Here is a 20890-nt window from a genome sequence, read left to right as displayed (position 1 = left end):
CCATGCGACTGGACCAGTTTATTGCCAACAGCACCGAACTCTCCCGGAAAGAGGCCAAGCGGGCTATCAGCCGCGGGGAGGTAACAGTCAACGAACAAGTCTGTAAGGGCGCCAACACCCAGTTGGCTGGCGATGAGCGGGTGGCCTTGTTGGATGGCCTGCTAACTCTGCCAGGCGAACGCTATCTGATGATGAACAAGCCGGCAGGCGTGGTAAGTGCGACAACCGACAGCAGCCACGCAACTGCGCTGGACCTGTTGCCCGCAGACATCACCCGGAACCTCCACATTGCCGGCCGCCTGGACGCAGACACCACGGGCCTCCTGTTGCTCACCACCGATGGCCAGTGGTCCCACCGGGTCACCTCACCGCGAACTGATTGTCCCAAGACCTATCGGGTAACGCTGAGCGCACCACTGACCGACGCGGCGGCACAACAACTTGAGCGTGGAGTGGATCTGCACAACGACCCCAGGCCAACTCGGCCGGCCCGGATAAAGGTTCTGGAAGACAGGCTCATTGAGCTTACGATTTCGGAAGGGCGTTACCATCAGGTCAAACGTATGCTGGCAGCGGTTGGCAATCACGTCGAGGCGTTACATCGACTGCAGATCGGGCAGGTTGAACTGGACGCGGCGCTTAAGCCCGGCGACTATCGAGAACTGACCCGCCAGGAGAAAGACAGCCTGGCCTGAATCAGGTCCGTTCGAAACGTTGCGCCTGGAGATTCTTGCGCACGGCTCCGGCTTCGAACACTTCACCATTCATGGCGATATAGACCCCCGGTGGCAGCAGTTGCACCGCGGCCCAGGCAAACCCGATATTGAACACCGCATCGGTGCGGCGCATGCGGGCCGGCTGCATGGCACCGGTCAGCACAATGGTCTTGTCCTTGAGGCCGGCCAACACCGCAGCCGTGTCCGCCATGGTATCGGTACCATGGGTGATAACGATGCGGTCACAGTCGCACTCCCCGGCCGCAGCCAACACCAGCTGGCGATCTTCATCGTTCATCTCCAGGCTGTCCTTGCGCATCAGCTCCCGCAGTCGATAACCCTCGTGGATATTGGACTCCGAGAGCAACTCCGGCAGCATGCTGTGCCCCACCTCGAATTCGCTGTTGGCATCGAAATACACCTTGTCGATGGTGCCACCGGTGGTGAAGATCTGGATCATGACGGGATTCCTTTCAGGGTCAGTTTACGCTGACCGTGCTGTTACCTGCGGTCGCATAGGCCGCGTTCTTTTCCTGTTCATAGCGGCGGGCCGCTGCAGCCACGGAACCCCGGACCCCGGTGTCCAGCCAGCGTTTGATCCGCCCGGCATCGCCCAGAGGCGAGCGGGTACCCAGCGAATCCAGCAAAACGGTAACCACTTCTTTGCCGTTCATCTTCGAGATCATCACGAGACAGCGCCCGGCCTCGGACAGGTAGCCAGTCTTGCTCAATCCCACCCCCCAGCTATCGCGGTGAACCAGGGCGTTGGTGTTGCCAAACGACAAGCTGTAACGGGGCTGGCGGAACTGTCCCCGGAAGTAACCCGTTGTGGAGTATTCCCGAATTTCCGGATAGTCGGCTGCAGCGTTCACCAGCCTGACCAGATCCGCGGCAGTAGAGAGGTTCTCGGACGACAGTCCGGTGGGATCGACAAACCGGGTACCGGTCATCCCCAGGGCCACAGCCTTGGCATTCATCGCCTCAATGAAGGCATCGAATCCGCCCGGATGGCTGCGGGCCAGGGTGTAGGCAGCGAAGTTCTCTGACGACATCAGTGCAATGCGCAACACATCTTTGCGACGCATCTCCGAGTCGATGCGGATACGAGTATAAGCATTGGCGGCGGCTGGCGTATGGCGCTCCTCAAAGGTCAGCCACTCATCAAGTGGCTCTCCGGATTCCAGCACAACCAGCGCGGTCATGACCTTGGTGACCGAGGCAATGGGAACGGATCGATCGGCATTCTTGCCGAAGATCAGATCGCTATCACCGGCCACCGCAACTGCAGCATTAACCGAGGCCAGGTTTGGGCCAGCTTCCCTTGACGACGCTGATGCGTTGACCGATGCCTCTTGCTGGTGGCCCTGGGAAACCCCGGGCAGCAGCGCCAGCAAAAAAAACCAACCTATGGCCATACTCCGGCTAACCATACTTCAAAGCCCCTTAGCTTATTTCCTGTCCAGGCAATGACTGCCCCGTCAGTGGCGGATTATAGCAGCGATTGCCCGGTGGCATCAGATCATGGCAGATCGGTAATGGCCCCGTTGGACGCAGAGCCTACCGTGCGGGCGTATTTGGCCAGAACACCCCGGGTGAAGCGCGGCTGTGGAGCCTGCCAGGCCTGACGCCGACGTTCCAGTTCCTGATCCGAGACATCCAGCTCAATCTGGTTGCTGACGGCATCAATGGTAATAGTGTCGCCATCCTCTACCAGAGCAATGGGACCGCCCTCGGCCGCTTCCGGCGTGACATGACCAACCACGAATCCGTGGCTGCCCCCGGAGAACCGGCCATCAGTAATCAGAGCGACATCGTTACCCAGGCCCTTGCCCATAATCGCGGAGGTGGGGCTCAGCATCTCTCGCATGCCCGGCCCGCCTTTGGGACCTTCGTAACGGATGACCAGTACATCGCCGGCCACCACGGTGCCATCAAGAATCCGCTCCTGGGCTTCTTCTTCGGAATGGAACACCCGGGCACGGCCAGTAAAGTGAGTTCCTTCCTTGCCGGTGATCTTTGCCACCGCACCCGTTGGCGCCAGATTCCCGAACAGGATCCGAAGATGGCTGTCCGCCTTGATCGGATTATCAAAGGCGTGAATGATGTCCTGCCCTTCCGGATAGGGGGCAACGTCCGCCAGGTTCTCGGCCAGAGTCTGACCAGTCACGGTCAGACAGTCGCCGTGCAGCAGTCCGCGATCCAGAAGCATTTTCATCAGCGGCTGGATACCGCCGATGGTCACCAGTTCCGACATCATGTAGTGGCCGCTCGGGCGCAGGTCCGCCAGCACCGGGACCCGCTTGCCAATCTCAACAAAATCTTCCAGCTCCAGGTCCACACCGACCGTGCTGGCCATGGCCAGCAGGTGCAGCACCGCATTGGTTGAGCCGCCCAGGGCGATGACCACGGTGATGGCGTTCTCGAAGGCCTTCCGGGTCATGATGTCGCTGGGCTTGATGTCTTTCTCCAACAGATTCAGCACGGCTGCCCCGGCACCCCGGCAATCCGCCGCCTTGATGTCTGACACCGCATTCTGGGCAGAACTGCCCGGCAAGCTCATGCCCATGGCTTCAATGGCCGACGCCATGGTGTTGGCGGTATACATGCCGCCGCAGGAGCCCGGCCCGGGGATCGCGGTTTCCTCGATCTGCTTCACCTCAATCAGATCCAGATCGCCACGGGCATGGGCACCCACGGCCTCGAAAACGGAGATGATATCGGTATGGTTTTCACCGGGCATAATGGTGCCACCATAGACAAACACCGACGGCCGGTTCAGACGCGCCAGCCCCATCATGCAGCCGGGCATGTTCTTGTCGCAGCCACCAATGGCAACCAGGCCATCGAACCCTTCACAGCCGGCAACCGTTTCAATGGAATCGGCAATGACCTCCCGGGACACAAGGGAATACTTCATGCCCTCGGTACCGTTGGCAATACCATCCGATATCGTGATGGTATTGAAGATCAGCGACTTGCCGCCCGCCTCATCGGCACCTGCGGCCGACTCTTCGGCCAGTTGATTGATGTGCATATTGCACGGTGTGAGGTTACTCCACGTAGACGCAATGCCGATCTGGGGCTTTTTGAAATCCTCATCGGTAAACCCGACGGCCCGAAGCATGGCGCGACTGGCAGATTTGCCAATGCCATCAACAACGGGTGCCGAATATTTCCGGCGCTTGTCCTGATTCTTGTCTTGCGTCATGGGAGTCTCCTTTTCAGATGGCTTATTGGAACAGACTCTCAGAAACCATGGCATTCGGCAACGGGCACTCGAGCATGTCCACACGCGGCTGGCCGGAAGGGCCGCAGAAAGATGCAGTTTCGACTGACCTGCATCAATGGCAGCTCACAGCTGTGGTTTTAAAATCCACTGACACACTGACGCCATGGAGGCATCTCATGCCATTACCCATTCAAACAGCAGCGGTGAATCACTCCGCTTCAGACTGCCCGGATTTCCGGCGCTGGAGCGATGGCTATGGCGTCATCCAGCACAGTGAAACCACCCAACATCAGGTCAGGGTGTTGGCAGAACATCTGGTTGCTGCCGGGCATCAACCCGATGCGGCTACGGTCTATCGCAGACTCGCCGACCTGGATCGGCTGGCCAGCGCCGGGCTGTGGCTGGTGGTTCATATGACTTATGCCCGCCGGGTCGATGTCTCCGGTCAGCCACTGGCGCCTCAGGACTTCAAGACCAATCCGGAAGGCCACACCGGCGGGGCACTGAACATGGTACCGGCGTATGCCGGCTATCTGGCCCTGAACAATCTGACCGGACGCACACGAAGCTGGTTAATGGGCCAGGGGCACTGCGTGGCAGCAGTGGACGCCCTGAATGTCCTCACCGGAAACCTTCATCTGGAACAGGCGGAACGTTATCGAGGGCCGGACGGGCTCTCAACTCTGGTGTCCGATTTCTACAGTTACCGGCAGAAGCCGGACGGCACCATGGCCGCCCCCCTCGGCAGCCACGTCAATCCACACACCGCCGGCGGCATTCTCGAAGGTGGTTATCTGGGGTTTGCCGAACTCCAGTATGCCCACATGCCCCTGCCTGGCGAGTCTCTGGTGGCCTTCCTCTCAGATGGCGCTGCCGAGGAACAACGCGGCAGTGACTGGGTCCCGCGCTGGTGGCGGGCCGAGGACTGCGGCGCTGTAGTTCCCGTCATGATTGCCAATGGCCGGCGTATTGAACAGCGTACCGAGCTAGGCACCCGCGAGGGCCTTGAGCGTTTTGAGGCACATCTTGAGCATCGGGGCTTCGTACCCTTCCGGTTCGATGGAAGGGACCCCGCTGGCTTTGTCTGTGCCCTGTATGAAATGGAGCAGGCGCTCGCCACCAATGGCGAAGCCGCTTCGAGGGGCGAAAGCAGCTATCCCATTCGAGTGCCCTTCGGCATTGCGGAAACCACGAAGGGTTACGGGTTCTATGGCGCCAGCAGCAACGCGGCCCACAACCTGCCGCTGCCTGGAAACCCGCGCATGGACGCCCGGGCCAGAGAGCTGTTTAACGAACACGCGGCCAGATTGTGGGTGGCTCCGGACCAACTTCAGAACTGCATCGCTCATTTGAACCAGCACGCTGGACAATCTCGCCCCCTGGAACGGGATCATGCCCTCGCGACCCGTAATCCGCCGGATCCCGTGATCCCCCGGCTACCGGCCAATCCCGATTGCAGCTCCCCAATGAAGGCTGTGGATGACTTTTTCCGGGCGTTGGTGGCTGAAAACCCCGGGCTCAGGGCCCGGGTGGGCAATCCGGACGAGCTGGCAAGCAATCGGCTCGGCGGTGTCCTGCACGATCTCAAACACCGGGTAAACGACCCCGAGAACGATCAGGAATCAGTCCACGGCAAGATCATCACAGCGCTCAACGAAGAAGCCGTGGTATCGGCCTGTCTGGCCAACAAGGCGGGGCTGAACCTGGTGGCCAGCTATGAGGCTTTCTGCGTAAAGATGCTTGGCGCCATCCGCCAGGAGCTGATTTTTGCCCGGCACCAGAAAGAAGTCGGGCGGCCCGCCCGTTGGCTCGGCCTGCCAGTTATTGCCACTTCACATACCTGGGAGAACGGCAAGAACGAACAATCTCACCAGGACACCACCTTCTGCGAGAGCATGCTCGCAGAGATGAACGACGTTTCACGGGTCCTGTTTCCAGCAGACTACAACAGCACTCTGGCGACACTGCCATCGGTATTCAGTGAAAGAGGCAAGATCACGGGCATGGTGATCCCGAAACGGGAACGCCCCTGTGTCTTTGACAAACGGGAAGCGGAACTGCTGGCCAGGCATGGCGCCCTGGTGGTGGACGAAGACACCTCGGCCGGCGAGCCATTGCTGCTCATGGCCAATGGCGCCTACCAGTTATCCGAGGCGATAAGAGCATGCGAACGCCTGCGTGAGACCGGCACTCCGTTTCGGCTGGTTTATATCCAGGAGCCCGGCAGGTTCCGCCAACCAAGGGACACAATGGAGGCCCAGGTATGCCTTTCGGAATTCGAAAGGGAACGCCTGTTCCCCCACCGCATTCACCGGCGGGTTGCCCTCACGCACATGCGCCCTGAGGTTTTCCGGGGACATCTCTATCCGCTGTTTCCCGAGCCCTCACAGGCCCGGGTTCTCGGCTACATTAACCGCGGTGGGACACTGAATGAGGCCGGCATGCTGTTTGCCAACGGCTGTTCGTGGGGCCATGCCCTGGCTGCCTGCGCCAGCGTTATGGACAAGCCCCCGGGCGAATGGCTGTCCAGTGCGGAGCTGGCAGCGGTAGAGGGCCGGGGTGACCCGGCGGTGATTACCCGGGGCCTGCCCTGAGAAGACGCTTTCTCAGAGCGGTCTCGATTTCCAGAATCACCAGAACCAACACGCCGGCGACTGCTGCAAAACCCAGTGACTCCAGACTGAGTGCGTGCGTGCCAAACGTCTGGTTAAACCAGGGCAAATAGGTAAACAACAGCTGCAACGCGATCACCGTGGCAACTGCCAACAGCACAATCGGCGTGCCCAACACCCCCCGCAGGGTGATCGAAGCCGAGTCGAGATAGCGCACGGCAAACAGGTAAAACACTTCCATAGCCACGAGCGTGTTGACCGCAAGCGTGCGGGCAATGCTTTCATCGCCGTAGTGGTGCATGGCCCAGTACCATGCGGCGAAGATACCTGAGAGGAAAAGGAGCGACACAAAAACGACCCGCCAGACCACGAACCCCTGCAAAAGAGACTCGCTTCTTGGTCTGGGAGGGTGTTTCATAACCCCGGGCTCGGCGGGTTCGAAAGCAAGGGTCATGGCGAGCACCACAGAGCTGACCATATTGACCCAAATAATCTGCAAGGCAGAGATGGGCAACGTAAGTCCCAACAGCAGGGCGGTGACCAGACTGATGGACTCGCCGCCGTTGATGGGGAGCAGAAAGGCAATGCTTTTTTTAAGGTTTGTGTAGACCGTTCTGCCCTCGCGTACCGCTGCTGCAATACTGGCAAAATTGTCATCCAACAATACCATCGACGATGCTTCACGGGCCGCTTCCGAGCCCTTCACCCCCATGGCGATCCCGACATCCGCCCGCTTCAGTGCCGGCGCGTCATTGACCCCGTCACCCGTCATGGCGACAACTCCATGCAGGGCCTGGAGCGCAGTGACCAGCCTCAGCTTGTGTTCCGGACTGGTTCGTGCAAAGACATCCACCTCGCCAACGAGATCCCGAAGCTGGTCATCATCCAGCTGGTCCAGCTCCTTGCCGGTCAGCACCCGTTCCGTATTCTTTAATCCCAGCTTTCGGGCAATAGCACCGGCGGTGATCCCGTGGTCACCGGTAATCATCTTGACCCGGATTCCGGCATCGTGACAGTCCGCAATCGCCCGAATGGCCTCCTGCCGGGGCGGATCCAGAAGCCCGACCAGGCCGAGCAGCTCTGCACCCTGTTCAAGATCCTCTATTGCCAGCTCACCGGCGCCCCGCTCTGCCGGTTTTCGGGCCAGGGCCAACACTCTGAGACCATCCGACGCCATTTCTGTGATGACCTGCTCCCAGAAATCCCGGCGCAGTTCCCCGGTTTCTCCGGATTCGGCAACCTCGCTGGCACACATATCCAGAATTCGCTCCGGCGCTCCCTTCAGGTAGATCACGCTATGCCCGTGGTGGTCATGGTTCAGCGTGGCCATGAAACCATTTTCGGTATCAAACGGAATTTCATCTTTCCGGGGCCAGTCGGCGACACTGTTTTCAACGTCAAACCCGGCTTTTCGGGCGAACACCGAAAGCGCGGCCTCCATGGGATCACCAGTGATCCTGACTGTGCCGGAATCGTGGTGGACATGGGCGTCGTTACAAAGGGCCGCTGCTCGGGCAAGTTCGTCCAGCATGGCGGAATCCGACGGATGTCCCGGTGCGCCGTTCACCGCACCGTCAAAATCGTAGCCTTCGCCGGTCACCTCCAGCCGGGCACCCGACAATACCGCCCGGGTTACCATCATTTCGTTGCGGGTGAGGGTTCCGGTTTTATCCGAACAGATCACCGACACCGCTCCCAGGGTTTCGATAACCGGCATTCGACGAACCACGGCCTGACGACGGGCCATCTGGCGCACACCAATGGCCAGGGTAATGGTGAGAATCGCCGGCAGCCCCTCCGGAATAGCCGCAACAATCAGGCCTACCACAGCCATGAACAGCTCCCGGAATGGCAGGCCACTGAATACAGAGCCACCGACAAAAATCGCGATGCCGGCAATAACAACCACGATGGACAGAATTCGGGCGAACCTGTCCATTTGTTCCAGCAGGGGGGTTTTCAGTGTCGAGGTCTGGGCAAGCAAGCCGGAAATAAGGCCAATCTCAGTCCTGGCGCCAGTGCGGACCACAACGCCTCGACCAGTGCCGGTCGAAACCATGGTGCCAGAAAAGGCCATCCCCGCCTGGTCACCCAAGGCGGCGTCGGCAGCTACCGCCTCTGTCGATTTCTCAACCGCCTCGGACTCACCCGTGAGAATGGCTTCATCGATTTTCAGATTGTGGGATTTCTCCAGACGAAGATCGGCGGGTACCCGGTCTCCTGGCTCCAACAGCACCGTATCACCCGGGACCAGGTTCGAAGCGTCTATTTGATGCTGGCCATCGGACCGAATTACCCGGGCTTTGGGCGCAAGCATGTGACGAATGGCCGACAGGGCCTGCTCGGCCTTGCCCTCCTGGACAAAGCCTACCAGGGTCTGGATAACAACCACGGCAAGAATAACGCCTGCATCCACCCAATGGCCCAGACTGGCCGTAATGACCGCGGCCGCTGCCAAAACATAAATCAGAAAATTTTTGAGTTGCCGGCCCAGCCTGGCCCAAGGTCCCCCGGCACGAGCCTCCGGAAGCGCATTGCGACCGTGACTGGCAAGACGGTGGCGAACCTCATCATCAGATAGAGGCGCCTCTGCCTCCAGTTTCTGCCGGGCATCAGCAGGCTGAAGCACATGCCACTCAAACTCCAGCTGCTGACGTTCGCTGCTTTTGAGTTCCACCGATTCAGACATACCCGCTGAGCTCCCTGCCGTTGCAACATCACCATTAAACCCCGGAACGAACCTGGGGTGGTTTGCTCTGCATCAAAGACAGAATAGCTAAAGGCTCGGCAACCCCATCAGGCAAACCATAAAAAAGAGGAGCTCATGGCTCCCCTTGACGTTCTGTTTGGGTCCTGTTTATCACTACCCGCTGATGAATACCGGCCCGACTCCCATATTCCAGATAATGACTGATCCGACCCGTGTGGATACAAGAATCACCAGGGCGACAGTCAGCAACGCACCGGCGTACATGACCGCCCGTTCCTTTTCGATACCCATGACGATCGGTAGCCCGTCATACATGAGATAGGCACCATAGCAGGCAGCGGCCAGGAACACGGCCGCGTTAAACCAGGGCACCGGATACAGCAGGGCAAAACCCGCCAGGAACAGGGGCGTGCAGGAGTATGCGGCCAGAGCAATGCCGTTGGAGGGCACGTGCTCTTCCTTGGCACCATAGGTTCTCGCCATCCAGTTGATGGCGTAACCCAGCGCAAAGACGCCGACAAGCATCGCCAGATAGGTGAGCACGCTGAGCTGCATTGCACTGATCTCGGTTAGCTTGATCAGCCGCTCGTTACCGACCGTCCAACCGAAATAGGCGGTCGAGACATAAGCACAGATTGGTGCTATCGCAGCCAGAATGAGGACATAGGTAACATAAACCCGGCGCGGTGTTTCATGTTCTTTTCTTATGGAAGCCCACTCTTCATCAGGATGGGTGAAGAGACCGAACGCATGTGACAGGAGCATGGATGACCCCCTCTCTTTTCTATTGTTGGTAGTTATACGTACGGAAAGCGGAAACTGTCAGATCAGAAGCCGTTCCTTATTCTTAACTATAGTCAAGAACAGCGATTGCGAAAGCAAAATGAACCAAGAAAGAAGGATGATTCTTCTGCTGGCTCTCCCAGCAGGAGGCGGCCGGCGAGTGCCGGCCACGCGGGGTCAGGAATTTCGGGGATCAGTCTCGGCAACCCAGGGATAATCCCTGTGGCTGTCACGGAAAGACAACAGGCTTTCCACTCCAGAAAAGTCCACCAGATCCCTGAAATCCAGCCAGTCCACCAGGCAGTACAGACAGATGGCCGGATAATTCCATTCTTCGAACTGACCCTCTTCCGCCATTGCCGTCAGCGTGCGCAAGGTGGTCATGATGCGTTCACGCTGAAGGTTGTAGAACATCAGGTCCTCGCCGGTATCGATTCCGGACTTTTCCGAGAGGAGCATGGTCACTGCAGAGTCATTGGCACCGTCAATCATGGTCAGCTGGTTTTCCTGGTCCCATGTCAGCGGATCACGCCCCTGCTTGGCACTGACATAACGGGCGATGATCCGGGAATCATAGATTTCCTGACCGCCGTCTTCGAGCACCGGAATTTTCAGTGTCGGATTGTTTTGCCGAAGCTCGTCCCGACCTTCACCATAGATATTGAGATTGACGAATTCATAGGGTTCTTCATCCAGCAGAATACGAATGCGCCGAACGTAAGGTGAAGTGGTGGATCCGATCAGTTTCATGGTTTCTCCGAGGGTTCTCACTCAGGATCCCAACAGGGATTCAGGGTTTGTGTATGGGTGCCCGGTCGCTTCTGCCACTTCCCTGTAGGTCACCTTGCCGGCGGCCACGTTCAGCCCGGCCCTGAGGTGTGGATCTTCCTTCATCGCCCGGTCCGGACCCTTGTTCGCCAGGGCCGCCACAAACGGCAAGGTTACGTTATTCAGCGCCAGTGTCGAAGTACGCGCCACGGCACCCGGCATATTCGCCACGCAGTAATGTACCACACCATCAACAATATACGTGGGGTCGTCGTGGGTCGTTGCCCGGGAGGTTTCAGCACAGCCGCCCTGATCAATAGCGACATCCACGATAACGCTACCCTCCGGCATACGACGGATCATGTCTCGGGTAATCAGCTTGGGCGCCGAAGCTCCGGGAATGAGAACGCTGCCAACAACCAGATCCGATTCGGTTACCGCCTGGTCGAGGGTCCGGGCCGTGGAAAACAGCGTGGTTATGCGGTTGCCGTAGAGATGGTCCAGCTGTCGGAGTACCTCCATATTGCGGTCCAGCACCGTGACCTGGGCGCCAAGACCCACCGCCATGGCAACGGCGTTCTGGCCGACGACACCACCACCGACCACCGCGACCCGGGCCGGGCTGACACCGGGCACACCGCCCAGCAGGACGCCGCGCCCACCCATGGCTTTCTCCAGACAGTGGGCACCGGCCTGGATCGACATACGCCCTGCCACTTCCGACATCGGCGCCAACAGGGGCAAATGGCCCGCACGGTCGGTGACCGTTTCATAGGCTATACAGGTAGCTCCAGACTTCACCAGATCGTCGGTCTGCGCCTTGTCCGGAGCAAGGTGGAGATAGGTGAAGAGTGTGTGCTCCGGCCTCAACATTGCCCGCTCCTCGGGTTGGGGCTCCTTGACCTTCACGATTAACTCGGCAATGTCGAAAACCTCGCTGGCGGTATCAAGAATCCGGGCTCCCGCCTGACTGTAATCCTCGTCGGAAAACCCGATGGCAACGCCAGCACCGGTTTCCACAAACACCTCATGATCATGGCCACACAGCTCGTGAACGGCAGCCGGCGTCATGCCGACCCGGTATTCGCGGTTCTTGATTTCCCTGGGCACCCCGATTTTCATACACAACCTCCAAAACAGTCCAGATTGGCGAGTCTCTGGATGTAGTGTAGTCAAAAGGTCCTATACTGGATTGGCAACTGATTGCATCGGTTTACCGGTTCCGGGCGTAAATGTCCGGACAAAAAGACAATCCGACCCAAAAGGAGCAGGACCGATTATGATAACCCTGAAAACAACAGCGGCCGCCGCAACCCTCTCACTCACTCTGGCAAGCACGCAGGTACTGGCAGAAATGCAAACCAAGACCGTCGAGTACAAGGTGGGTGAGACCACCTTCACCGGTTACATGGCCTGGGATGATGAATTCGAGGATAAGCGCCCGGGTGTTCTGGTGGTCCATGAGTGGTGGGGCCACAATGAATTCGCCCGGGATCAGGCAGAGCGGCTTGCGGCATCCGGCTATACGGCGTTTGCCCTCGACATGTATGGCTCCGGCAAGCAGGCGGACCATCCCGATACTGCCCAGAAATTCATGCAGGAAGCGACCAAGGACATGGACCAGGTCAAGGAGCGCTTCATGAAGGCAATGGAAATCCTGCAGAATCATGAAAGTGTTGATGCCTCGCGCATTGCTGCACAAGGTTACTGCTTTGGCGGCGCAGTTGTCCTGAATATGGCGCGCATGGGTGTAGACCTGGACGGCGTCGTCAGCTACCACGGCGCTCTTGGCAGCCCAATCACCGCGGAAGCCGGAACCGTGAAGGCCAGGGTTCAGGTATACACCGGTGGTGCCGACAGGATGGTGCCCTCAGATCAGGTCGCTGGCCTTGTGAAGGAGATGCAGGACGCAGAAGTCGACCTCACGCTGGTAAGCTTCCCCGGAGTATTGCACTCTTTCACCAACCCTGGAGCCGACAAAGTCGCCGAGGAATTCGGCATGCCGATTGGCTATGACGAAGAAGCCGCGAACCGTTCCTGGGACGGCACCATGCGTTTCTACGAGGCTATTTTCGCCCAGTAACACCTGGATGCCTCCGAAAACCGGAACCCGGCCTGAAGGCCGGGTTTTTTGTTTCAGAGGGAGGACGCAATGCTGTTACGAACGTCCGTCATCAAGTCATCCAGAGGCAAAACCCCGGAAGGCATCGGGGGATGGATGACGATTTCAATTTCACCGCTGTTGAAGGCCGCACTACCCTTCGGCAAACGCTGATGAGAACCGCAGATGGTTATTGGAAGGATTGGAAGCTGGCCATCCTGGGCAATAACGAAACCACCCTTCTTGAAGGGCAGCAACTTGCCATCCCAAGAACGGGTACCTTCCGGGAAAATCAATATGCTGGTGCCATCCGGAAGCTGGCCCACTCCCCGCTTGATGCTCTCCAGCGCGTCGCTGCCTTTGGAACGGTCGATAAACAGGTTCCGGGAAGTCTCCAGGGCCAATCCGAACAGGGGCACCTTGCGCAACTCCTTCTTGATCACCCACCGATACTGCACTCCAAGGGCAAGCACCAATGCGGGAGGATCAAAATAGGAAGCGTGATTGCTCAGAATCACGTAGCGCTGGCCCGGCTCTATGTTTTCTTTACCATGCACTTTGAGGCGCATGCCGCAGACTTTCAGGATGATCCAGGCGTAGATCTGGGTACCATGAAACGCTGCGTCACCCCGCTTGCCAAACAGGGCAGCAATCACGATTGGGAAAAACAGAATCAGGGTAAGCAGTATGGCCCAGAACAGAATCCAGGCAGCTTTTAGCAGTCGGAGCATGTAGTGATTCCTGGAGATCTCGACTTCCGGTTAAACGAGCAGCAGGTCGGTAAAGATTACACAAAGAGGGGATAATGACAAAAGCGTGGTGTCTTGCAATGCCTGAATACAGACATAAAAAAAGGCAGCCGAAGCTGCCTTTTTGGCGGTTATTGCCGAATCCATCAGGGATTACAGGGCAACAACGTTCTCCGCCTGAGGACCTTTCTGGCCCTGGGTAACGGTGAACTCAACCTGCTGGCCTTCTGCCAGAGTTTTGAAACCGCTGCCCTGAATAGCGCTGTAGTGAACAAAAACGTCCGGGCCGCCTTCACGAGTGATAAAGCCAAAGCCTTTTGCTTCGTTGAAGAACTTAACAGTACCGGTAGTAGTAGACATACTTAAACTTCCTGAAATCAATCATATTATCTGCCGCCTAGCACCTGCATGGTGTCAGGTCGGCGTTTTGCGGAAATACAGAACTCGCGGAATCAAAAACAGGACGGTCACTACTAACTGCGGAGGTACGTCTTATTCATGAAATGCTTTGCTGAATCTTTCCTACGCCCTTCACTCTACTCCTGAATCCGAAGCTTGCCAAGGGTATTTTCGAGAATTTATGTAGGTAGTGGTACCCATCATCCCTTCACCAGGCCAAAGGTGTAAATTCCCAGTGCAGTCATAAGGATGGAGCCAACAACGTGGGCCAGAATGCCGGTAATTGCCATGGCCCATTTGCCATCCTGTATGGCGGCAAACATCTCAAGGGAAAATGTGGAGAAAGTCGTAAGGGCACCGCAAAGACCGGTGATAGCAAACAGGCGCCATTCCGGTGCCAATGTGGTGCCATGACTGAAGTAACCAATCAGCAGCCCAATCAGCCAACCCCCACTGAGGTTGGCGACCAGAGTGCCATAAGGAACGGCGTGGTAGGTGGTATTGAGCCACAGGCCCAGAGCCCAACGAAGATTGGCGCCGATCACGGCGCCAACACTCACTGCAACAAACGACAACCACATCTCAGGGTTGCCTCCTGTCAGGCAGGGTTGTGATCAATCACCGTCTCCTTGTTGCGCGCAAACTCATCAAACGGGAAGTCATCCACCGTCAGCATCTCAAGTACCACGATCTCGTACTGGCGCATGAAATCGGCTTCTTCCTTGGTGTAGACGCCAGCCTTCAGGGCCGCCTCGAACCGCTCTTCCGGATGCAAGGCGGTCATCGGCAATTCACCCTTGCCGTAGGCCTTGGTCGCTTTCCGATACAGCTGCTCAGCCTTGTCGTAGTCCTTGAGCAGCCCATTGTAGCGAGCCACCGGATTTTCCACGGTGCCTTCGCCATTGGTGTGCCAAACGCTGGCAATCAGCTTATTGCGGATGGGCGTGTCGGTGGATATTGCCCGAGCCAGTTTACGCGCAAGGTCGTCCTGGGGGCTGCCCCAACGGCGGCCGAGTGGCATCGTAACGCCGCGCAGAACCAGCGCCACGGCACGATTCGGCAGGTTCTGGAGAAACTCGTCCAGGGCATTTTCAGTGCGATGCATCAGCATGCCCAGACTGTACTCCATCACCTCCTTCTCACCCTCGACCGGCTGGGTCTCGTGCCAGTTCTTGAGCACCATGGAAGCGAGGTAAAGGTTGGACAGCATATCCCCCAGTCGTGCAGAGATAAGCTCCCGCATTTTCAGTTCGCTTCCGAGCGTGGTCATCGCCGCATCCGAGCACAGGCCAAACGCCGCACTGAAGCGAGCAACGGCCTGGGCGTACTTGCGACTGGCGCTGTCAAACGGCACGTCTGCCCGACCAAGGCCCAGGGCCTGGGTAAAGGCGCGGGCGGCATTGCCGAAAATCAGGCCGGCATGACCGAAGAAAGCATCGTCAAACGCGTTGATATCATCGTTATCCTTGGCCGCCAACTCCTTGAGCACATAGGGGTGGCAGCGAATGGCGCCCTGACCGAAGATCATCAGGCTGCGGGTCATGATGTTGGCCCCCTCAACGGTGATCGATACAGCAGCACCGCTGTAGCCAATGCCCAGGTAGTTACGCGGACCTAGTGTCACGGTCTTGCCACCGTGAACGTCCATGGCATCGGTCAACACACCGCGCTGAAACTCGGTAAGGTGGTATTTAAGGATCGCAGACGGTACTGCCGGCTTCTCGCCTTTATCAATCATATTGGCGGTGTGGTTCACAGCCGCCTGAGAGATATAGGTCTTGGCGGCGATGCGGGCCAGCGGCTCCTGCACACCTTCCATATCAGCAACCGGCGTATTGAACTGACGGCGGATACGGGTGAAACCACCAGCGGTGCCAACGGCGGATGCAGCCGCCCCCGCCGCACCGGACGGCAAGGTGATACAGCGACCTACCGACAGGCACTCAACCAGCATACGCCAGCCCTGACCTGCCATATCGACACCACCGATGATGTAGTCCAGCGGAATGAAAACGTCTTTCCCCTTGATCGGGCCGTTCAGGAACGGGCTACCAATCGGGCAATGACGACGGCCGATTTCCATACCCTTGGTGTCCCTGGGGATCAGTGCGCAGGTAATACCATAGTCTTCGGTTTCGCCCAGGAGCCCGTCCGGGTCAAACATGCGGAAGGCCAGGCCGACAACAGTGGCGATGGGTGCCAGTGTGATCCAACGCTTCTCGAAATTGAGCCGGATACCGACAACTTCCTTTCCATCGACTTTCTGCTTGCAAACGATACCGGTGTCCGGAAGTGACGTGGCATCCGAACCAGCCCTTGGTCCAGTCAGACCAAAGCACGGAATTTCGCGACCGTCAGCAAGCCGGGGCAGGTAGTGGTTTTTCTGTTCCTCGGTGCCGTACTTCACGAGCAACTCGCCAGGACCGAGGGAATTGGGTACGCCCACAGAGACCATGAGCGACTCGTTGGACGCCAGTTTTTGCAGAACCGCAGACTGCGCCTTGGCGGAAAATTCGAGACCACCGTATTCCTTGGGAATGATCATCCCGAAGAAACCCTCCTTCTTGAGGAAGTCCCAGAGTTCTTTGGGCAGATCAGCCCGCTCAACCGCCACATCCCAGGTGTTACACATGGAAATCGCCTGGACGCACTGGTTGTCGACGAACGCCTGCTCTTCATCGCTCAGGCCCGTATTGCGGTTAATCAACAGGTTGTGCCAATCCGGCCGACCGGTGAACAGTTCACCGTCCCAGCCGACCGTCCCTGCTTCCAGTGCAACTTTCTCAGTATCGGAAACCTTCGGCGCAACTTTCTTGAACATCGCAAAAATGCGGGGCGTGAGCCAGCTTTGGCGGAAACCAGGCAGGCCAGCGGCAGCCGTTACGCCGGCACCAATAAACAGAATCAGCGCCAGCCAGCCGGAGGCAAAAATCAGCGACAGCAGGCCGGTAACGGCCATTACGCCAATCGCAGACGTTGCACCGGATTCGCGCCGCATCACAATCAGCAGGCCAGCCAGTGCCACTACAAACAGAATGAAAGTCATCATAGGTTCTCTCTGTCATCCATGGTTCGGAAAATTCGAAGACTACAATTCGTTACGTTTACGGTACCGCATCAGATGAGGGCTGACCAGCAAATGCCGCCCAGTCAGCCAGTTACGGCGGCCACACCTCGCATTATGCGGTCACGATCACACGAATGCCTTCCAACCCCAGGCTGGCATGACCTATGGCGTCTTTCGCCGCATCGAACTGTTCACGGAAAAAGTCGATTTCTTCCTCACGAATCGCAGGATTGACCTTTTTCAATGCCTCAAGCCTCCGGATTTCCGGTGCGAAACTGGCCTCCAATTGCCCAAGCGCCTGTGTCTTCAGGGGCTCCAGATGAGGCTCCGACAATCGCTCCACGTGATCCACCATCGTTTCGACCTGAGGCCGGATCTGCGGAACGATTGCCTGGGCCGTGCGCCGCCGGATATTCGAGCACATCTCGTTAAGACGGTCGTGGGGCAACGCCCCCGAGAGTTCCTTGCCATTCACATCCACCAGCAGCCGTAGTGGCGAGACCGGCAGGTAACGGGTCAGTTGGAGAGCTTCCGGTGCCGGGCAGTGCACCGTAAACACGGCCTCCATCAACAGCGTTCCGGGCGGCAGGGCCTTTACCGAAAGACTGGCGAGGGCGGCCTTGCCAAGGCCGGAACTGGTCACCGAGTCCATCACCCCGGTGACCATCGGGTGTTCCCAGCTCATGAAGGCCAGGTCTTCCCGTTCAAGGGCATTTTGTCGGTCCCAGGTCACGGTAATCCCGTCTTCCGGCAATTCAGCGACATGACCGGCCTGGTATTGCTCGCCAGGTCGCAGAATGTCGGAGTGATCGGCATGGTCTTCAACATCCACACCGAGGATGTCAAAAGCTTCCATCATGTAATCCCGAACCCTCGCCTCGGCTTCTTCGTCTTCGATGGCGGCTATCAGATCCTCTGCCACCTCAGGGCGACAGGAATTCAGCTCGATCAGGGCATCGCGGCCAGCCTGCAGCAGCGTTCTCAGGCGTTTTGCCTCGTCCGAGGACGCCTTGACCAGTTCATCAGCCACATCAAGGTCGCCATCAATAGCCTGCTGCCACCGGGCCTGCACCGTTTCCTGAACCGCAACACCCACGGCGCAACTTTCAGCAAAGGCGTTCAGGCCATCTTGGAACCAGCGGAACTGCACCTCCTGACTGGTACCACGCAGATAGGGGACGTGGATATCAATGGCTTCGGTCTGACCGATCCTGTCCAGTCGCCCGATCCGCTGCTCGAGCAAGTCCGGGTTGGCGGGCAGATCGAACAGCACGAGGTGGTGGGCAAACTGGAAATTACGGCCTTCGCTGCCAATCTCAGAGCAGATTAGCGCCTGCGCGCCCTGCTCCGTGTCGGCAAAATAGGCGGCGGCGCGATCACGCTCAATCAGGCTCAGGTGTTCATGGAAAGCAGCACTGCGGATACCGGCCCGCAGCTGGAGGTAATGCTCCAGGGCCATGGCTGTCTGGGCACTGGCACAGATAACCACCACTTTGGCCGGGCGCAGGCCGACCAGCTTTTTCTCGAGCCATTCAACCCTGGGATCCTCCGCCAGCCATTGCTCCTCGGGCACCAGTTGCTCCGGGGTCAACCCCTGAATACCGGAGGCCTGCCCCTCGTACATGGCCGGGCACGGCAGAGGCTCAGGATCAGGACGGCGCTCGGGAAATCCCTGGATTGCCGCACGGGTATTCCGGAACAGCACACGACCGGTGCCATGCCGATCCAGCAAAGCATCAATCACCGATTGCCGCGGAGTGTCACCGGCCAGCAGCTGGTCCAGTTCTTCTCCCAACCATTCCCGCAGCAGCTTCTGGTCGCCCTCGCCGATATCGGAATCTTCGTCCTGAAGCCGGCGGACAACGCTGTTGATGGCTTCGTACTGCTGCTCTTCTCTGCGGAAGGTTTCCAGATCATGAAAACGGGCCGGGTCCAGAAGCCGCAGGCGGGCAAAGTGGCTGGCGATACCCACCTGCTCGGGCGTTGCTGTCAGCAACAGCAGGCCGCGGCTGACCGCCGACAGTTCCTCAACGATACGGTATTCCGGGCTGACCTCTTCAGGGCTCCACGCAAGATGATGGGCCTCATCCACAATCATCAGGTCCCAGTCAGCCTTGAGGGCATCGTCCTGCGCCTTCTGGCTTTTCTTCAGGAAGTCGAGACTACAGAGTACGAGCTGCTCGCTCTCGAACGGATTAACCGCATCTTCATCGCCAAAAATATGGTTAACCAGCGCATCAACGTCACTTTCCTGCTCTTTCAGGGCATCGTAGCGACCCTGATCCACGATCGAGAAACGCAGATTGAAGCGCCGAAGCATTTCCACCAGCCATTGGTGCGTGAGGGAATCCGGCACCACGATCAGGGCATGTTTTGCCCGGCCGGTGTGCAGCTGATAATGAAGGATCAGCCCCGCCTCGATGGTTTTGCCGAGGCCGACTTCATCGGCCAGAAGGACCCGTGGCGCATGACGCCCGGCAACTTCATGGGCAATGTAGATCTGGTGCGGCAGATGTTGCGTTCGGGCTCCGATCAACCCCTGGGCTGAAGATGCCCGCAGGCGGTTCATGTGCTGAAGCGTGGCAAACCTCAGACGAAAGGCGCCGTTGCGATCGAACTGGCCCGCGAACAGCCGCTGGTGCGGTGCTGAAAAATTCACAGACCCGGCGAGTTTTACTTCCGAAATTTCATGCAGATCGGTACCGTCGTCCGCGTGATACATCAGCACGCCGCCGAGGTCCTCAACCGCACGGACCGTGTACCGCTCGCCACCGAAGGTCTCAATCTCCTCGCCCAACTGATAGATGATGCGGGACAGTGGGGCGTTATCAATCGCGTAGGTGCGCTCCTCATCCGCAGCAGGAAACCCGAGGGTCACCCGGCGCCCGGAGATATCCGTAACGATACCGAGCCCCAGGCCGGTATCACTGTGGCTGACCCAACGCTGACCAATAACAAATTCCGATGTATCCAAGAAACCTCCAGACCAGTTAAGTTCTTGTGGCGCCGTTCTCACGCACCCAGTAAGCCGTTGCCCCACACACCGCCGCAGGCACCACAAACAGATTCAGCACCGGCACCATGGCGGCCAATGCCACCGGCAGGCCAAAGCCGAAGGCAGACAAGCGCGTGTCACCGAGCAACCGACGCAGGGCGGGGAAACTGAGCTTGTGGTTGTCTGCCGGGTAGTCCACGTATTGCAGCGCCATCATCCAGCTGTTGAAAAGAAACCAGAGAACAGCTGCAACCAGATTAACAACCGGTATAAGACCGATGATCAGTAAAGCGATAGCCCGCGGCAGGTAATACAGGATCTTCTGAACCTCGCGCGCGAGCGCACGGGGAATATCCTTGATGATGGACGCCCAGCTGTCATCGGTATTCATCTCCTGACCGGTCAGGTGCTTTTCCGTCAGCTCGGCAAGATAGCCATAGAAAGGGGAACCAATCAGGTTGGCAACGATCACGAAGCCATAGGCCAGCATCAGCACAATGACCGCACCGTAGAGAATCCAGAACAGCCAATCCAGTGCCTGAAGCCACGCCCAGTCCGGCAACCACGACATCGCGGCGGCAATCAAGCCTGCGAACAGCTCTCCCATAAAGAAGAAAAGCAATCCGAAAAGCAAAATATTGATAACCAGTGGAATGATGACGAACAGCCGAAGACCGGGCTGACGAATAAGGCGGAAACCCTCACCCAGGTAGCCCAGTCCACGAAAAAAATTACCCTTGAGCATAGCTGGCAGGACCTCC

Annotated in this window: 16 protein-coding genes; 3 read left to right on the top strand and 13 right to left on the bottom strand. The window is 58.2% G+C overall.

Annotated features, from left to right (window positions below; translation table 11 throughout):
- Positions 1-2: 2 nt before the first annotated feature.
- Positions 3-695 carry a pseudouridine synthase gene (locus CFT65_RS04180; RefSeq protein ID WP_088826753.1) on the top strand — a complete coding sequence of 231 codons (693 nt, stop codon included), beginning with the start codon at positions 3-5 and terminating at the stop codon, positions 693-695.
- Position 696: 1 nt separating this feature from the next.
- On the opposite strand, the gene CFT65_RS04175 is transcribed toward CFT65_RS04180, so the two are convergent.
- The 3 genes from CFT65_RS04175 to ilvD form a co-directional block, all read right to left on the bottom strand.
- Positions 697-1176, bottom strand: coding sequence for an asparaginase domain-containing protein (locus tag CFT65_RS04175; RefSeq protein WP_088826752.1), 480 nt, complete (start codon positions 1174-1176; stop codon positions 697-699).
- Between the two features lie 19 nt (positions 1177-1195).
- Entirely contained in the window at positions 1196-2146 is a 951-nt protein-coding gene (pbpG, locus tag CFT65_RS04170; protein WP_228705778.1) for a D-alanyl-D-alanine endopeptidase, read from the bottom strand.
- A gap of 89 nt (positions 2147-2235) precedes the next feature.
- A complete protein-coding gene (ilvD, locus tag CFT65_RS04165) occupies positions 2236-3924 on the bottom strand; it encodes a dihydroxy-acid dehydratase (protein ID WP_088826751.1) in 1689 nt (562 codons plus the stop codon).
- 197 nt (positions 3925-4121) lie between these two features.
- Here ilvD and CFT65_RS04160 point away from each other — a divergent pair, with 197 nt between their 5' ends.
- The gene (locus tag CFT65_RS04160; RefSeq protein WP_088826750.1) at positions 4122-6539 is read left to right on the top strand and encodes a xylulose 5-phosphate 3-epimerase; all 2418 of its coding nucleotides are present in this window, start codon (positions 4122-4124) and stop codon (positions 6537-6539) included.
- Here the strand turns inward: CFT65_RS04160 and CFT65_RS04155 are convergent.
- From CFT65_RS04155 to ald, 4 genes are all read right to left on the bottom strand, one after another.
- Entirely contained in the window at positions 6520-9246 is a 2727-nt protein-coding gene (locus CFT65_RS04155; protein ID WP_088826749.1) for a cation-translocating P-type ATPase, read from the bottom strand. The two genes, CFT65_RS04160 and CFT65_RS04155, sit on opposite strands and share 20 nt — an antisense overlap.
- Positions 9247-9420: 174 nt before the next feature.
- Positions 9421-10032, bottom strand: coding sequence for a Yip1 family protein (locus CFT65_RS04150; protein WP_088826748.1), 612 nt, complete (start codon positions 10030-10032; stop codon positions 9421-9423).
- A 195-nt stretch (positions 10033-10227) separates the two neighbouring features.
- The gene (locus CFT65_RS04145) at positions 10228-10800 is read right to left on the bottom strand and encodes a glutathione S-transferase family protein (protein WP_088826747.1); all 573 of its coding nucleotides are present in this window, start codon (positions 10798-10800) and stop codon (positions 10228-10230) included.
- 21 nt (positions 10801-10821) lie between these two features.
- Positions 10822-11940: an alanine dehydrogenase gene (gene ald, locus CFT65_RS04140; protein WP_088826746.1), complete on the bottom strand. Its 1119-nt coding sequence runs from the start codon at positions 11938-11940 to the stop codon at positions 10822-10824.
- Between the two features lie 157 nt (positions 11941-12097).
- On the opposite strand from ald, the gene CFT65_RS04135 reads away from it, so the two are divergent.
- On the top strand, positions 12098-12901 hold the full coding sequence (locus CFT65_RS04135) for a dienelactone hydrolase family protein (RefSeq protein ID WP_172408421.1): 804 nt from the start codon (positions 12098-12100) through the stop codon (positions 12899-12901).
- A gap of 53 nt (positions 12902-12954) precedes the next feature.
- Here CFT65_RS04135 and CFT65_RS04130 read toward each other — a convergent pair whose 3' ends face one another.
- From CFT65_RS04130 to cysZ, 6 genes are all read right to left on the bottom strand, one after another.
- Positions 12955-13650, bottom strand: a complete 696-nt coding sequence (locus tag CFT65_RS04130; protein WP_088826745.1) for a lysophospholipid acyltransferase family protein — start codon at positions 13648-13650, stop codon at positions 12955-12957.
- 171 nt (positions 13651-13821) lie between these two features.
- A complete protein-coding gene (locus CFT65_RS04125; RefSeq protein WP_008172950.1) occupies positions 13822-14028 on the bottom strand; it encodes a cold-shock protein in 207 nt (68 codons plus the stop codon).
- A 239-nt stretch (positions 14029-14267) separates the two neighbouring features.
- Positions 14268-14648, bottom strand: coding sequence for a fluoride efflux transporter CrcB (gene crcB / locus CFT65_RS04120; RefSeq protein WP_008172952.1), 381 nt, complete (start codon positions 14646-14648; stop codon positions 14268-14270).
- A gap of 17 nt (positions 14649-14665) precedes the next feature.
- Complete coding sequence (locus CFT65_RS04115; RefSeq protein ID WP_088826744.1) at positions 14666-17116, bottom strand: acyl-CoA dehydrogenase; 2451 nt, start codon at positions 17114-17116, stop codon at positions 14666-14668.
- 130 nt (positions 17117-17246) lie between these two features.
- Entirely contained in the window at positions 17247-20108 is a 2862-nt protein-coding gene (gene rapA, locus CFT65_RS04110; RefSeq protein WP_088826743.1) for an RNA polymerase-associated protein RapA, read from the bottom strand.
- Between the two features lie 16 nt (positions 20109-20124).
- Complete coding sequence (cysZ, locus tag CFT65_RS04105; protein WP_088826742.1) at positions 20125-20874, bottom strand: sulfate transporter CysZ; 750 nt, start codon at positions 20872-20874, stop codon at positions 20125-20127.
- Positions 20875-20890 lie beyond the last annotated feature (16 nt).

This window comes from Marinobacter sp. es.048, assembly GCF_900188435.1.
Lineage (GTDB): Bacteria > Pseudomonadota > Gammaproteobacteria > Pseudomonadales > Oleiphilaceae > Marinobacter.
The sequence above is the reverse complement of the archived record's forward strand: the minus strand, read 5'-3'. Positions and strand labels throughout refer to the sequence as shown.